General features: G+C 62.3%; 13 protein-coding genes. 3 read left to right on the top strand and 10 right to left on the bottom strand.

The features are described 5' to 3' along the window. The first annotated feature begins 22 nt into the window (after positions 1 to 22). From NKK47_RS26800 to NKK47_RS26810, 3 genes are all read left to right on the top strand, one after another. A complete protein-coding gene (locus NKK47_RS26800; protein ID WP_352578865.1) occupies positions 23 to 1336 on the top strand; it encodes a ComEC/Rec2 family competence protein in 1314 nt (437 codons plus the stop codon). A gap of 383 nt (positions 1337 to 1719) precedes the next feature. Next, entirely contained in the window at positions 1720 to 2280 is a 561-nt protein-coding gene (locus NKK47_RS26805; protein WP_352578866.1) for a hypothetical protein, read from the top strand. 50 nt (positions 2281 to 2330) lie between these two features. After that, the gene (locus NKK47_RS26810) at positions 2331 to 3047 is read left to right on the top strand and encodes a trypsin-like peptidase domain-containing protein (protein WP_352578867.1); all 717 of its coding nucleotides are present in this window, start codon (positions 2331 to 2333) and stop codon (positions 3045 to 3047) included. 428 nt (positions 3048 to 3475) lie between these two features. Here NKK47_RS26810 and NKK47_RS26815 read toward each other — a convergent pair whose 3' ends face one another. The 10 genes from NKK47_RS26815 to NKK47_RS26860 all read right to left on the bottom strand — a co-directional run bounded on the left by NKK47_RS26815 (position 3476) and on the right by NKK47_RS26860 (position 15276). After that, the gene (locus NKK47_RS26815) at positions 3476 to 4285 is read right to left on the bottom strand and encodes a hypothetical protein (protein WP_352578868.1); all 810 of its coding nucleotides are present in this window, start codon (positions 4283 to 4285) and stop codon (positions 3476 to 3478) included. Between the two features lie 7 nt (positions 4286 to 4292). Continuing rightward, positions 4293 to 7712, bottom strand: coding sequence for a hypothetical protein (locus tag NKK47_RS26820; protein WP_352578869.1), 3420 nt, complete (start codon positions 7710 to 7712; stop codon positions 4293 to 4295). Positions 7713 to 7811: 99 nt separating this feature from the next. Then, positions 7812 to 8234 carry a hypothetical protein gene (locus NKK47_RS26825; protein WP_352578870.1) on the bottom strand — a complete coding sequence of 141 codons (423 nt, stop codon included), beginning with the start codon at positions 8232 to 8234 and terminating at the stop codon, positions 7812 to 7814. A 938-nt stretch (positions 8235 to 9172) separates the two neighbouring features. Next, positions 9173 to 9532 (bottom strand): site-specific integrase, encoded by a 360-nt coding sequence (locus tag NKK47_RS26830; RefSeq protein WP_352578871.1) that lies wholly within the window; start codon positions 9530 to 9532, stop codon positions 9173 to 9175. A 101-nt stretch (positions 9533 to 9633) separates the two neighbouring features. Next, a complete protein-coding gene (locus NKK47_RS26835) occupies positions 9634 to 9810 on the bottom strand; it encodes a hypothetical protein (RefSeq protein WP_352578872.1) in 177 nt (58 codons plus the stop codon). Positions 9811 to 9981: 171 nt separating this feature from the next. Then, entirely contained in the window at positions 9982 to 10317 is a 336-nt protein-coding gene (locus NKK47_RS26840) for an integrase arm-type DNA-binding domain-containing protein (RefSeq protein ID WP_352578873.1), read from the bottom strand. Between the two features lie 360 nt (positions 10318 to 10677). Beyond that, positions 10678 to 10995 carry a Mov34/MPN/PAD-1 family protein gene (locus NKK47_RS26845; protein ID WP_352578874.1) on the bottom strand — a complete coding sequence of 106 codons (318 nt, stop codon included), beginning with the start codon at positions 10993 to 10995 and terminating at the stop codon, positions 10678 to 10680. 696 nt (positions 10996 to 11691) lie between these two features. Then, positions 11692 to 12741, bottom strand: coding sequence for a type 2 isopentenyl-diphosphate Delta-isomerase (fni, locus tag NKK47_RS26850; RefSeq protein WP_352578875.1), 1050 nt, complete (start codon positions 12739 to 12741; stop codon positions 11692 to 11694). 85 nt (positions 12742 to 12826) lie between these two features. After that, positions 12827 to 13729 (bottom strand): terpene synthase family protein, encoded by a 903-nt coding sequence (locus tag NKK47_RS26855; RefSeq protein ID WP_352578876.1) that lies wholly within the window; start codon positions 13727 to 13729, stop codon positions 12827 to 12829. Further along, positions 13726 to 15276 carry a hypothetical protein gene (locus NKK47_RS26860; RefSeq protein ID WP_352578877.1) on the bottom strand — a complete coding sequence of 517 codons (1551 nt, stop codon included), beginning with the start codon at positions 15274 to 15276 and terminating at the stop codon, positions 13726 to 13728. The genes NKK47_RS26855 and NKK47_RS26860 overlap by 4 nt, the downstream gene beginning before the upstream one ends. Positions 15277 to 15355: the final 79 nt, after the last annotated feature.

Raw genomic sequence — 15355 nt, forward strand, 5'->3', positions numbered from 1 at the left:
CGGGGTCCGGCCAGCGACGGGCATGGAAGTCGACCTGTTCATTCAGGCAGCTCTCTACTGTCCTTGGCTGAGTCCCAGCGTTTTCGTTGACGGGTCCATCCACCTGGCTGCCACGCCATGGCGCCTGATGCTGGATTGGTGGCCGGTCGGACAGGGACTCTTCTCCTCGGGAGCGGTCGTGGGTGACCAATGTCCGCCTGTCAACTGGGTCTACGACTGTGGAACGACTTCGAGCGGCGCGCTGCTGGACAGGGCGCTTGGAGCCTTCTTCCGGCACCAGGATTTGATCAAGGCGTCGAACGTCCGGTTGTGCGTGCTCTCGCATTTCGATCGGGATCACGTGAGTGGAATTGTCCGCCTCATCGAGGGAATGCCTGTAACGACTTTGCTTCTGCCTTACGTCCCTCTGTGGCGGCGGCTGATTATTGCCTTGGCAGAAGGCGTAGAGGCTGACGATCCCATTTTTGGCTTCTACCTGGATCCGGTCGCCTTTCTCGCTGGCGGCGGCCGGGAAGGCCGCATCGGGGAAATCGTGTTCGTGCCGGCTTCGGGGCCGGAGGATTCGCCGCCGCCCGGGCCGGAGGACTTCGAAGGTGGACCGTCAGGCGGCGAGATCGATCTTAAGGTTGAGCGAGGAGATCCGCCGGACGAGGCGTCGGATGATCCTGCGGCGACCTCGCATGCCGGTGTTCAAGTTCGCTTCCTGCGTCCAGCCGGTCGAATTCTTGCACCGCTCCTGTGGGAGTTCGTTCCGTACAACGACGCTAATCTATCTCCCAGGGCGACGCCGGCCTTCCTGGCGGCGGCAAATCCCCTTCTCAACACCTTGCTTTATGATCCGGCCAACCGTGCAAATGCCTTGTCCGACCTCAAAGCCCTCTACGATCGCCATTTCGGATCGACGTCGGAGCTTCGCAATCTGATCTCGCTGTTTCTCTATTCCGGACCTCTGGGAAGACTTCGCCGTCAGTCCGGCGTTCCCAAAGCGCGCGAGACGCCCCCCTCGTCGGAGTTCAATCGGTGCGCGCAAATCTATACGGGGGACGGAACGTTGGATGCCGGCCCGCGCTTCGACACGTTCGAGCGCTTCTTCTCCGGAAGCGGACGGCTCGCCCGCGCAGCGTTCTTCCAGGTCATGCATCACGGGTCGAGACGCAACTGGCATCAGGGAATTGCCGCGAAAGTTCGCCCGTCGGTAAGTCTTTTTTCTTCCGATCCTGCACACCGGCGCTTCCGGCATCCACATGGCGAGGTGCTCAGGGACTTCTGGCCGTATGGCGCTGTTCAGATTGATCGGGAAATGGGCTACCGGTTCGATTGCTGGTTGTCGGCTTGAGGGCCGCAAGCGGAAAGTCCGCCATAGGCGGCAATTATCGGATAGCTGCCGTTCAGTAACTCGACCCCAAACAAACAATGCCTGGATGATCGCTATCGGATACGATTGCCTAATCAAATAGGGTGCGCACGTTAGCGCGCCTCAGCTAGGCGGTTCCTTACGAACGCTTCGAGATCTAGTGTGTCGTGGACGGCAACCAGGTCCTGCTCTCGGAGCTTTGTCACGACGCGGCGGCGGGATGCTTCAAGGGATCGGGCGATTGCTGTGCGCAGGTTTTACTAGACGCCCAGGTCTTCTTCGAAAACTGCCTTGATTCTGAGTAGGCGGAAGTCTTTGTTTTTTCATCGGCAAACGGTATTCAAAGGTCGCTAAAGGAGTAATGGATGGGTGATCTCCCTCTGGAGTCCCACTGGAAGTGGCTGGTCACACCATCGGTGCAAAACTTCGTCACGAGCGAAGAGCTTCTTCGCCAGATCAATATGGAGCAAGACGGCGAGCTTTTCCGGCAGGTGAGCTATGAAACCCTCCGGCTCGGCATGGTAGGCGCGATTTTCCTTCATCATTTTGCGGAAGTGGCCTTGGAACGGGATGCGTTCGCGCGCTTCAATCCGACCCCAACAAACAAGGCTCAGGTTCGTCAGCTGATCGCCAATTGCGCCGTGGACGCTGCTGGCAACCCGCGGCCAGATGATCATAAGGTCCTCGGTGAAGCGGCAGATGCAATCAAGCACGCTGAACTCACATCGCCGCAGATAATCCATGTACCCAAGACAGGACGGGTGATCGAAATCGCGCTGACCCCCCCGACAATCCACCTGGAAGGTCGGCCAGATGGTGAGGCACAGGTGCTCATCATCACGAACGCGGGTTCTCGATCGCTCAGCGCTATCATGCACAATGTCGTTCGCGGCTGGAATGCCTTGCTGGGGCTACCGTTGATCTAGCTGACATCCTGCAGGCGCGACTAGGCCAGGAAATTCTGACACATTTTCTTATGCGATTTATCGATCCGACCGAATACATAACCGAGGTGTCCAAGGAAGCGCAGGCCTCTGCGCTGCCGCACCTTGTGCCGATCTATAATGGGCGCGATGACCAAGTAGGCACCGCGTTCCTGACCATGTGGCACGGCAAGCAGCTGCTGGTGACCGCCGCGCACTGCCTTTTTGGGGCGACGTTTACCGAGAAGGCCGAAGACAAGCAGATCTTTGCGGACGGCGCATTGAAACCGCTCGGGCAAGTGACCCGTAGCGAGGTGGCTTTCACGAAGGAGATGGATGTCGCCATTGCTCATGTGGACGGGTTCGAGCCGAGGCGCGTGCTTCCCTACACGGCGCTGCAGATTGGCCTGCCGGCGCCGGAACGGGTGTCGATCGTTGGCTATCTCGCACGGGACTTTCATCGGTCTGGGGCGGACACGATCCTACGGCCCAAGCCCTTTTGCTACTCCGGTACCAAGGTGGAACTTGGTCCGCAGCTGGTCGGCGTCCGGTACAACAAGCGGGCCGTCACCACGAAAAACGGCCAGCTTGAGTTAGCGCCGATCCCGCGGGGCGTGTCGGGCGCACCGATGCTCAACACCGCAGCCCTGCTTCTCAATCAGGTCAGGGTATGCGGTGTATTCACCGATGAGCGGATGAGCGATGCCCACGTGTTCGGAACGCACGCTGACGTGCTCCCTCCCCTGATGCAGACGTTGATTGAGCCGTGAGTGGTGGAGTGCTGCTCGCTCGTTACCCAGTTTGGACCCGATCTCCCATCAACGCTGCTTGCTAGACAACCAGGAGCGGCGGGGCATAGCGGCGCGTTGCTGAACGCGGCCCCGCTATGTTCAGCGAGGCCGTACGGGTCAGATTTCTGTTGCTTCGGCAAGCGTCAGCGCATCATCTATATCTACGTCGAGATATTTCTCCCTTCGGCCAGCATGGCCATTGGAGAGATAGTGGAGCCGTGTCCGGACGGTCCGGAGGTGGGCGTGCTTGGCGAATAACTGCCATTCAGGACTCGCCCCCCTTTCAGATGTAAACAATTCGCTCCTGCCGTGACCGTTTTTGGCCCAAGCGGACGCGGCTAATGCATCCGACGGGCTCGATGCAACGCTGTGGTCGCTAGACCTGCAGCATGTGTAGCGGCGGCTCGTCACCGGGGATCCGACATCAACTCGTAGGGCAGGGCCTTCGTGAAGCGGCCCAGGCTGTCCAGGATAGCGAATACCCTGTCGGGCAGCGCATCGATCACCTCGTCCCGCAGGTAACAAATCCAGGGTTCATCGTTGGTCGTCGACCAGACGAAATACTGGTCCCAGCCACGCTCCGCGATCAGGGCGACGAACGTCTGGCGCTGTGGTATCGACCATTCGAAGCCGCCATGGAACATCCGGTTCCGGTAGCTGAGCAGAGCGACGATCCAGTCGAGATCATCAGGGCCAAGATAAGCAGAAACGCCGGTGGCGTCACAGAGCTGAGGCAGGCCCGAAACGATGTCGACGCGGCCGTCATTCTTGCCGAAGTACCATTGAACGTTCCACCGTTCTGGATGCTCCTTCGCGCGACGCCACCGCTTATGGTCGGGCGGCAAAATGTCCTTGGTGACATATTTCTCGCCCAGGGCGTGGAAGGCCTGCGCGAAAATGGTCTCGATCGTCGGAACGATCATGCCAACGGCAGAGAGGCTGATCGCGGCGTCGCTGTATGTCGAACGCCACATCGCATCGACATGCTCATCGACAACATGATCATAGTAGGCCCCCCTGTAGGTTCGGGCTTCTTCCTCCAGCTCTTTGATGTTGGTGCTGACATGGTCGGCCGATCGCCGGTGCTCTCTCAGGACAGCCCTGATCGCTTCGAGTTGGGCATCCCAATCGATCGTCGAGACGAGACGGTAGAGGTAGTCGCGATCATCCAGCAGGTTTTCGAGGCCAAGCTTGAGACGTTCCGGGTCAGTAGGCATCGTTCCTCTAAGCGGAAATTGCCGTGCCGATTGGCCGCTGTTCCGTCGCTTTCGGTAGCAGGTCGAGACAGCGCGTATCTCCGGCCGCCGCTAGGAAATTGATGGCGTCGACCACATTGGAGACGGCCTGCGTGTCGCCGGTGGACAAGCCGGCCACCAAGATTGCTCGCAGGTTTTGCGACTTCACACCAAGCTCCATCATATCGAGGTGACGGTTCTTGATAAGGGTCGAGATGGTTTCCACGGCCCGGTGGGGGAGCGAGGAGCTGAACTCGGCGATCCGATCCACGAGATGAAAGGTCTGTCCGGGCCCATATCCGGCATTCGACGCAGCGATTGTCTGCTGCATGAGCCAGTCGGGATCGAGGCCTCGTTGGTAGTAGAATTGGCCGATCGCGCCGATCTCCTTCTGGAAGACCGAGCGTTGCGCCGAGCGCTCTGAAGCGGCCAGTAGCCTTCGATCCCAATAGCTCTGCGCTCGCAGACGCCTCTCCCCTTCGGGCAATGCCAGCTGGGTGCCCAGGAACCACATCGCCTTCCGCCGCGCCTCGATTGGGGCGTTGTCCCAGAACTGGCCGCAGATGTCTTCGGGCAGTGCATCAACGATGTAGAGGATCACGACGTAATGCGCGAACTTCTCCGTCAGATGGTCGCGATCGGCTCCCGCTACGCTTTCACCCAGCCGCGGGATCTCGTGCCGATAGCAATCGCTCATTTCAGTGGCGAGTGAGGAAAGGGGCCCCGTGCCCATCTGGACGTGCGACAGCCAGACCGCGTCGCGCAGCTTCGCATCGGATGTCCCGAAGAAATTCGCTGCATTGGCCTCGAGGAAGTCGGCCGCTAAGTAGCTAAGCCAACCGAGGTAGCGCCCGATGATCGCCCGCGGCACTCTCCCATCCGCACCGCTCCGGGCGACCTCGGCATCCAGAATGCTCTTGATCTCCGGTAGTGCGGCAAGAGCGTTTCCTGGATCCTTGCCGATCGCCGTCTCCGGGTTTTTGCTCAGCCAGAAGATGAGTTGGATGCAAAGCTCCATGGCGGCGCCGCGCGACGTGGACGTGGCGGCGAAATAGACTTGCCGGCGGTAGTTCTCCTCGAAGGTCTCCGAGTCCGCCGGCGACGAGCTCTCGTAAAAGGCGAGGACCTGGGCCCGGACCTCGGCCTCAAGGCCAAAGCTAATGCCTTCCTTGCCTAGCTGCAGCCCCACCGAGGCCAGTTCGATTGCGGTCTTGCGGGCCGATGACCAATCCGCGTCATGACCCTCGCCTTCGTTGCCGGTCGAACCCACGCGAGACACAAGCGTTCCGGTAAGCGCGAGGATGCCTTCCCAGTTGACCGCGGTCTTGTTCCGCACGACGGTCGTCAGGCCCTCGATGATCCTGCGAATATAGATCGCGGGAACGGCGGAGAATTTGTCGGCCCCTTCTGAGAAGGCAATGGCATTCTGCTCGGCGGCCTGCCGCAATTGCTGGCCGAGAGCGGTCACCGTGACCTTCTGCGCCTGCGGTGAGGGGCGCCAGTCCGTCAGGAACGCAACGATCTCTTCGACCGAACGGTTCGCGAGGTCGGTCGCGTCCGCTGGACTGATGTCGGGCTCATTCAGCTCGTTGAGCCACGCATCGGGATCACCGTGACGTTCGACGTCCTGCTGACGGTGTTTGGGAAGCACCTGGCGCCAACGCCATTGCACTTCCCGCAGCACGGATGCCCTGAAGTCGGCCCTTTCTTCGTCGTTGGGCTCTCGCCCGGCGCTTTTCTGGAAGCGCTCCTGCCAGCTCGGCTCGTACTTTGACGGGACGTTGTCGACCGCGCTCAGGATCCTGCCCCGGGTTTCATCGGGCAAGCGGTCGAACCAGGCGGCCGCCAGTTCGCCATACTCCACATTGCACCACGTCTCGCCGATCAGACCGGTATCATCGAGGTTCGAGGTGGCGAGCGCCGGTGCGGCTGCGGGATCGAGCGAAAGGACATGGAGCCGCAGGCGAGTGAACAACCGTGAAGGATATTTCGAGATCTCGGCGACGACGGCCTCTAGCCGGTCAGGGGATGCCGAAGAGATGATGCGCGCCGATCGGACGATCTCACCGACCAGGGCATCGACGATGCCGTGCTTGGCGCCGTGCTCGGAGATGGTCCTCGACATGTGGTGGGAATAGTCGCCGGGGGGATCATAGCTCACCCGTCCCTCGATGCGCAGTGCGGCGTCCAGCATCTGGCACAGCACACGGACAAGGTCGGTGCCCAACCCGGCAGCGCATGCGCGAACGTCCTGGGGCAGGAAGTGCTCGAACATGTGCTGGCCGAAAAGGGTCGTTGCCCTGCCGTCGCCGGCAACGATCCGGTAAAGCGAGCCGAAGAGGCTGAGAGCGGCCTCGTGGCGCTCCCCTTTGACGAGGTCTTTGAGGATCGTGTGGACGGCCGACGAATGGGGCAGGCGAGTGTCTCGGCCGAGCCAGCCGTCCACGATGTCGATCAGGCCCTCCGCCTCGCCGGCCGGAAGAGCGGCGATCGCTTCCGCGCCATACCAATGAACATCCTGGTCTTCTGACCCACCGACTGCAAACAGCGCGGCGGCCACCTTCGCTCGAACCGCGGGATCGCTTGAGGCAGCCATCCTCACCAGGTATGGGCCTGCGGGCCAATGCTGCAGGCGAAGGCCGTCATCTATGTCATCGAGGCCTGCCCAGGACGCAGCGAGCAACCTGTGCTCGGCAAGGGGATCGAGCCAATCCGCGGAGTCCAGACGCTCGAAGAAGTAGGACAGCAGCGGGAGAGCACCGGGAATCTCGCGCGACAGTGCCTGCACTGCCGCCCTTCGGTCCGGCATTGCGTGTAGCTCGTCGAGACGTCGAATATAGGCCGAGTACTTGCCCTGCAGGGCGACCATCAGGCCCCGAACGGTCGTGTCGAAAGGCGCCTGCCATTCCGAACGGAATTGAGCGTCCACCTCCAGTGACTGATGCAACTCTCGCCCGTAGTGGGCCTTGGCGTGCGCCGCCATCACCGACTTCCAGGATCGAGCAACATCGCCGTCGGGAGCGAGGCCCAAGGTGGCGCAAATCCGTTCGATCTGTTCGCGATGGCTGAGCTTGGGGGCTAGGATGGCAACCGCTCGCTCTGCCGCTTGCGGGGCGTATCCGACTGCTTGGAGCGCAGCGCGGGCCTGTTCGAGGCGAGTCTGAGTCTCGGGCGAAATTGCTATCGTCAAGTCGGCAGGAGTTGCGAGGAGTTGACGGAGAATGGCTTCGATCTCGCGCATGGCGTGGCCCGCCAGCGGCACCGATACGCGGAGGGGCAGAGTGCCGGCCGTAAGCCGGCAGAAGTCGACATACCGATCCGCGGTCCGCTTTCCCAGCAGGCGCTGCAGAAGAGAGGCAGTATGGCGCTGCTTCTCGGACATGTTGGCTAGGGGAAACTCCTCGACCAAGCCCACCTGTCCCGCTCCGCTCGAATTGGGCCTGGCCCGTACGCTTAGGTCACCATTTTCCCGGTGCCATCTCAACCAAGTTTACGATCGGTGGGATCGTCAACTCGCCATCGCCGTGATCATGGCTGCGATACGGTTTGCCTCGGCAGCGGTGAGATCGCTCGGAAGCCCTTCCACTTTGACGACACCGGTGCGCACGGGGATCGCGAGCGTCCCCATGATCGTTGGACCACCGCCGACGCTTTCCTTGGATACAAAGTCGGCGAACTGCTTGCGAATGGCACTGACTCGGCCTTCATACGACTCGGCCGTTTTGTCGGCAATCCCATCATTGGCTGCGCGGAATCGAGCGTAGAGGCTTTCCAAGTCGACGTTCAACACGTTGGCCTTTTCCCCCTCAGTGGCGATCGAAAAGACTCGGCTCACGGAGCTCGCGTAGGAGTTGGCGGTATTAGCAGTCAGCTTGTTGCGGATGAGCTGCTGTCCGATGAACTCTTCAAGGGCATTAAGGTCGGTGCGCATTACCTAATCCTGTAATGTATTGTCATTGACAATCATTACATGTCTTTGCCGAGGACGCAAGCGTTTTGAATGTGAGGACGACTTCCGCCGTTTCGCGGCGAGCGACCGGGTAAGCAAAGCGTCGCCGTGTCATACAGGCGACTTTGAAGCTTGCCCGTGAAGGAACGTGGGACTGGTTTCAGGGGAACGGCGGTATCACCGACGCACAGGTGCGTGAGGTGCTGGGCTATCTTTCGCGGCCGGATATATCTGTCGTGTCGAAAGGCCTGGTGCCGCCCCGCCTTGCTTGGCGTCGTGGAGGCGCCACGTCGGCTTCGAGTCAGGCGTTCCATTCCCCGGTCTTCGCAGCACCGAGCCAGATCCATCCCGGCCACCAATCTCATGAACCGATGCATTCTAGTCGCCCCGAAAAGGGCGGCCTTCGGTCACCGCGTGATCATCGAGCCGACGTCGATGTCATTTTTTCCACAAGAGGGTTTGCGGCGAAATTGGTACGATCTCTTGTGCTTCCGCAGTGCTTCCGCGCAAAAAGAGCGAGGATACTTGCCAAAATCGCGTTCAGCTAACTATCTGATATTAATGTTAAAAATGGCGCACCCGACAGGATTCGAACCTGTGACCTCTGCCTTCGGAGTGCCTGGCCACCTCGAATGCCTCGGACGGGCGCCTGCTTGACGTCACTGAAACTCAGCCCCTCACGGGATCAAATGTCGAAGAGTAGGCGGCAGCGCGTAGACCTCCTCGAGTTTGGCGGCGCCGATCGCCTGCCGTGTTGCGCCTGCCCGAGCCAGGATCGAAGGGCGCCGTGTTTTGCGATCAGATCGCCTAGCGCGTCAAACATCGTATTGCTGATCGCCTGTTGCTGGGCGCGAAGGTGATCTTCGAGCAGCTTGTCGCGGCAAATATAGCCGGCATTGACGCCGGGAATGGCGTGTTCATCAAGAGGCGGGCATCAACTCCGTGACGCCGGCTGGCGTCGCAAGAGTTCTGAACGTCTGCCGCAGATCATTGCCCCACTTTGCCAGAACTTTGCGATCCTCCTTCTGCTCGGCCAAATGCCCGCTGTCGCTAGCTGCTGGGAACAACCAGTTGTCGGCCTCAAGCGGGTATAAAGGGCGCGCAAACCGGATTACCCGCGTCAGACAGAGGATCATCTGCCGCGATAGCGGAATGTCGAAGGCGCGGTCGGTACCGCCCTTGGGCCGCGGGATGTGCAACACGCGGCGCCGAGGATCTAGATTATGGGGTTTGGTCTCTATCAACGCCGTTGGCCGGCATCCCGAAAGCAGCGAGAACAAATGGAATTCGCGCCGTATTGGATTTGGCAACGCGGCGACTTGCCGGAACCAGTGGGTTAGATCCTCCAGCCCGGTCGAGGTGTTCCGACGCCCCTCCGAGTTCAATCGACTACGCTCGCGGGATTATCGGCCGGGAGATAGCGGTGCGCTTTGCGCGCATGACTATAGATAGCCCGCAGCGTCCGCATGGCGCCATTGGCGATATAGGGACCATGCTCCGTGGTAATCTCATCGTGCCGCGAGATGACCTTGCTGGGATTGTCAGCCAATTCCTGCAAGGGCGTGTCGAGCCAATCTCTAAAAGTCGTTCGACGTGGTCCCGATAGCCTTCTATGGTACCTTCGCTTCGGCCCTTCCGAATGAGGTGGGCGTCCCGATACCGTTCCCAAGCTTCCTTTAGAGTTACGCGACGGTGCGCGGCGGCCAGACCGGCAGGCTGTGTCCGATCCCTATTTGCCGGCGAGGCTTCGCCTGCTTGCTGGTCGGCCTCGGCAGGCTTTGGATTGGGGTGCTCGCCCCTTCGAGATCTGCGCAACATACGTCTTGGCAGTTGCGCGCGCCTCGCGTGTAGACATCGTCGCCGCGTTACCGATCCATACTGAGATTGTGGCGATGCGCTTGCCACCTTCGCGCAGGTCGCACTGAACGGCGAATACTTTCCTCCGCCTTCCGACCACAACATGGAAGCCTTTGAGCTGGGCGTCGCGGGCGCGATACTGTTCCGAACTAGGCGACTCGAGGTCGCTGATCGCCTTGTCGTTGAGGAGGATACGAATGTCGGCCATGGCCTAGTTCTGCGAGTCTGGGGGTACACCGGCCGAAAATCTAGCCGGTTTTCGGCCGGTTTTAGACTCGCACATAATTAGATGGTGCGTCTACGCAAAGTACCAAGTATCGCTTAAGTGGCTGTGGAATCATACAAATTGTGTACTGTAGCGAAAAGACAGATACACCAGGAAGCATCAAGATAAACTATGAATCTGCGGGTCAGGAATTCGAATCTCTTCGGGTGCGCGCAATGTCACCTATGTCTCGGGTTGCTCAAAAGCCCTCAAATTCATAACCTGAAGGTCACAGTTCAAATCCTGTCCCCGCAATAATGCCATAACCTTCCTGATTAACCGGGGCTGTTTTTGCGTCCGCGTCTAAGGTTCGAGATGACTAGTTGTGCCCGATTTGCCCCTTCCCCACCACCAACTGCTCCAACATGCGATGGCGAAGATCAAAGGGTTCCGCGCATTTCGCATCAGGGCGTCCCAAGTCTGCCGATTGATTGATGAATAGTGCGGGTCGTGCTCCGGGTGCGTGTGCCACTCGCCGACGAAGCTTTCAGTTCCGCCGCTCAACGTCCAGGCAGCCATGGCCGCCACCTGATGGCCCGCGTCACGGCGGTTGAACAAGGTCCGTCTTAACTTCCGCCGGCAGCGGGGCGGTACAGTCCACGATCTCGATGTGCGGACCACGATACGAGCCGATCGGGGCTTTCGGTCGATGACGTTCGACGGGAAGCAGGCATTTCATGTTGCTAATTCCAGCCCATCGGCATTGCGGCCTTGGCCCAATCTAGAGCCATCTCGCAGGCAAGGGCAGCTGCGGAAGGCTGCGGAAGCAGACCTACTGACTGGGAATCTCATCCAGCGAGCAAGTCAACAGTTTTATGATCTGTTCGCGTATCATATATAACTATAATGATACGCAAAGAGATCAATCTTCCTCCCTGCCTTTAGCGCCGCGCGACGGTGGACGCCGTCCGAAACTAACGCCCAATCAGCGCTCTGAAATCATCGGCATATTAAATCAAGGCTGTCCGGCAGCTGAAATCGCTCGTCTCTTCGCGTTCATAGGGCCGACCGCGCTGACTCGGGGTCAATGTGGATCGCTACTCCTTCATTGCAATGGATTTGCACCATCTACTCCCTGCCGGTCTCCCGGCGCACCTTGTTCCGACCCCTTCAAGGGCTCAGCTCGGTCGGCGTGACCGATCAGCCCGATCAAAGCGATCGACTTAGGCGTCAAATGCGGCTTCACTCTCGGCTGTCCAGTCGGGCATGGTGGGGCGCTTCCCTCATCAATTCCGCGACCAGCGCGAATCGCCCCGCATCCGCGACTTTCTGACTCAGTGAGACTAGGCGCCCGCCGCCGTGCGGGCGATGCCGGCATCAACCGGCGGGCAGATGTGCCGAGGGCAACAAGCGCGCCTGACGCAACGCCGCCAGATCAGCCGAGCCGGTGCAGAAGCAGGCGACGGCCAACTGGCGGATGACGATCTCGAAATGCGCGACAACCGCCTCGGTGGATATCGTAGCCGCGCGCAGCACGCCGGCCGCCTGCCCGGCGATGTCCGCGCCCAGGCGGATGGCCTTGGCCACGTCGACGCCGTCGCGGATCCCGCCCGACGCGATCAGCTTCACCATTGGCAGCGCCCGACGTACCGCCTGCACGCTGGCCGGGGCCGGAATCCCCCAATCGGCGAACGCCATCGCCACTGCACGGTCGGCGGCATCGCGGGCGCGCTCGCCCTCCACCGCGGCCCAACTGGTGCCGCCGGCGCCGGCGACATCGATCACCGCCACGCCCGCGTCGACGAGCGCACAGGCCACCGAAGCGGACAGGCCCGACCCCACTTCCTTGGCCACGATCGGCACGCCCACGCTGCGCGCTGCGCGAGCGATCTGCGCCAGGACGCCGCGCCAGTCGCGGTCGCCCTCCGGCTGTACCGCTTCCTGCAGCGGATTGAGATGAACGATGAGTCCATCGGCCTCCAGCGCATCCACCGCCCGGCGCGCCAGGTCCAGGCCGTCGGCCTCGCGCAGTTGCGCGGCGCCGATATTGGCCAGCAAGGGAATGTCTGGGGCCAGGCGGCGCAGCGCGCGCGTCAGCCCCTGGGAGTTGCGGGATTGCAGGCTCACGCGCTGCGAACCGACGCACATGGCGATCCCCAAGGCTTGCGCTGCCTCGCTCAGATGCCGGTTGATGGTCTCGGCGCGTGGCATGCCGCCGGTCATGGAGCTGATCAGCAGCGGCGCGCGCATGGTCTTGCCCAGCAGCGAGGCGCGCAGGTCGATCTGCGTCAGGTCCAACTCGGGCAATGCGCAGTGTTCGAAACGGATGTACTCCCAGCCGGCGGCGACCTTGGCCGGCGCCGTTCGCCGATCCAGCACGATGTCCAGATGGTCGTCCTTGCGCCGGCTCAGGGCGGTGTCGCTCATGCTCGCTCCATCCGTCGCATCGGGCGACGGCGTTGCGTCGGATCGGACCGACGGCAGCGCGCGCACGCCGCCGCCTCCCGTGCGTTCAGGCCGACGCACGCTGGCCTCCCCCCGCAGCGTCGCTGCGGTAGCGGCTGGTCGAGGTCTGGTAGTACTGCGCGCGGATGGCCGCCATGGCCTCGATCAACGGTCCCCACGGCGCGGGAAAGCGTTCTTCCGCCATCATCCGGTGCAGCATGCGCGTGTGGCCGGCCAGCTCGTCGTTGAGGAACTCCTCCACAGGCATAGCCGGATAGCGCTGCAGCAGCAGGATTGCCGCGTTGTCGGCCTCGCCGGCCGACCTGTCCTTGTCGCGTCCATGCAGATCGTTCTGCAGGCGCCCTATCGCGGAGATGAGCCGCAGGACCTGGCGAAACGCCGGACGCGCGCGCAAGGTGGCCATGTCCAGCCCCCACAGCAACGACAGGCAACAGAACACGTTCGTGTAGGCGATCGAATCGATGCCGTTGTGCAGGTACTCGGCGTAGGACCAGCGTTCCGCCCCTGCCGCCTGCGCGTGTCCCGCGCGCAGCGCCGCGCAGTAGCACCGGGTATCGTCGAGAAGCTGAGCATAGTCGCGACGATCGTAGGCGAGCGCGGCCAGCGAAGCGCGCAGCACAGCGCAGCCTTCGAATCCGGGGAGCGCGCACGGCCCGCCCTGCCCCAGCGCCTGCTCCACCGCGGCGAGCTGCTCCGGCGCGATCAGGCCAAGGTCGTTGCAATCGTCGAGCCAGAAGAGCAGCGCCAGTTCGCGATAGAACGCCACGATCAGCGTTTCGTCCTGCGGATCGCGGCCGGTGCGGGCGCTGGTGTCGCGCAGGCTCTGGTGGATGCGCTGCAGGATGTACTGGCCGCCCCTGACCGCTTCCACGGCATGCTCGTCGGCGAACCCGGTCAGGGAACGCCCCCACTCCAGCACCTGCTGCAACGCGCGTTCGTTCTGGATCATGGCGCTGCCTCTGCTCCCTCGGCCAGGACGCGCCGCCCCCAACGAAGCGCCAGCCACAACCCGGCGAGTTCGGCCACGCGCACCACCCGGGTGGGGCAATACAGTTCCTTGCCGATCCATAGCTGCGTTTGCGGCAATGCGTGCGCCGCATGGCGGGCGAGCATCCACTCCAGCGCACGCGCCACCGCCTGCGCGATGCGCCGGCGCCCTGTCGGCTCTTCGCTCCCGTCCATCACGTGCAACGCGAACAGCGCATAGGCGGTTTCCTCGAATGTCGACGCGCGACCGGCGCCCCAGCCGCCGTCGTCGCGCTGCGCCCGCAGCAGCGCCGCCAGCGCGCGCTCGTCGCGCCACTGGGACTTGCCTTGCGCCAGCGCAGCGACCGCATGCGCGGTGGGATACAGCCACGAAACGTGCCATTTTTCGTTGTCCCATAGACCGTGCGGGTTGCGATTGGCCTCCACGTAGGCGCTGGTGCCGGCGGCCGGCTTTCCCAACATTCGCAACGCATGCAGGGCATGGATGTTGGTCGACACCGAGGCATTGCGCTCGCCGGGGAAGGTGACGAACAGCTCGCCGATTTCGAAATGGCGCAACGCACCGACCGCCGGGTCGCGGCCTGCAAGGCGCAGGACGCACATCGCAACGGCGGTGTCGTCCGCATCGGCCGCGAAGTGCAAGGCCGGACCAAGACCGCGCACGCCCAGGCGGGCGTCGAGTTGCGCGACGATCACTTGCACCGCCTCGGCGAGCGCGGGATGCGCGAACAGACCGGCCAGATGCAGGGTGTACAGCGACCAGCATGGCTCGAATACATTGATCGGCCAGACGTTGGGAAAGACACCTTCGATGCCGCTGCGCGTCGCCCGCGATGCCGCCTGCAGATACGCGTCGGCGCGCCCGACCTGCGGCGTGCTTCCCTGTGCCACGGCGTGCGCACGCCACGCGGCGGTGGCCGCCGGACTGATGCCGATGCTGCCTTCGTCATCCGGGCATGCGGTGGTCGGCGACGTCCCCCAGGCTTCCCAGGAGTGCAGCAACGGATGGCCGCTCGGCAACGTCGCCACCCCCCCCAGCTTGACCAGGCACGCTTGCCGCAACGGCAACAGCGCCGGGTGGCGCGGAAACGCCACGCCGCCCAGCAAGGATGCGGCCTCGCCGCACAACTGCGGCAGGATCAGCTCCGCGCCGATCGGCGCATCTTCCGGCACCGCATGCGCGTAGGGATCGGGCTGGCGCTCGAGGAACCGGGTTGCAGCCTGGACTGCGTCGGCAGCGCCGGGAAGAGGATCGGCACGCTGCAATGCCAGCAACGCCGCCCACGTGGGCGCATGGCGGAACAGCGGGAAGTCCGCACTTCCCCATCCGCCATCGGCCTGTTGCTGCGCGATGAGCCACGCGTATGCGTCCTGCCGACCGGTGACGTTGCCGTGGAACTGCAGAGCTCGCGCCGTGTCGTAGACGGACGGACCGACGCTGCCGCCGTCGCTCATCTCGCTCAGCAGGTGGCGCAATTCGGAAAGGATCTGTTCGGACAGCGCGTTCACGCGGGATGTTCCTCTGCAGACGGTTGACGGGAACCAGGATCGGGCAGACGCCGCGCACGTAGCCGCCGGTTCGGACACA

Source organism: Mesorhizobium sp. M0019, assembly GCF_040323975.1.
Lineage (GTDB): Bacteria > Pseudomonadota > Alphaproteobacteria > Rhizobiales > Rhizobiaceae > Mesorhizobium.

Coding starts and splice junctions, on each gene's coding strand:
- NKK47_RS26800 (WP_352578865.1), top strand. CDS start 23: ATGGAAGTCGACCTGTTCATTCAGGCAGCTCTCTACTGTCCTTGGCTG.
- NKK47_RS26805 (WP_352578866.1), top strand. CDS start 1,720: ATGGGTGATCTCCCTCTGGAGTCCCACTGGAAGTGGCTGGTCACACCA.
- NKK47_RS26810 (WP_352578867.1), top strand. CDS start 2,331: ATGCGATTTATCGATCCGACCGAATACATAACCGAGGTGTCCAAGGAA.
- NKK47_RS26815 (WP_352578868.1), bottom strand. CDS start 4,285: ATGCCTACTGACCCGGAACGTCTCAAGCTTGGCCTCGAAAACCTGCTG.
- NKK47_RS26825 (WP_352578870.1), bottom strand. CDS start 8,234: ATGCGCACCGACCTTAATGCCCTTGAAGAGTTCATCGGACAGCAGCTC.
- NKK47_RS26840 (WP_352578873.1), bottom strand. CDS start 10,317: ATGGCCGACATTCGTATCCTCCTCAACGACAAGGCGATCAGCGACCTC.
- fni (WP_352578875.1), bottom strand. CDS start 12,741: ATGAGCGACACCGCCCTGAGCCGGCGCAAGGACGACCATCTGGACATC.
- NKK47_RS26855 (WP_352578876.1), bottom strand. CDS start 13,729: ATGATCCAGAACGAACGCGCGTTGCAGCAGGTGCTGGAGTGGGGGCGT.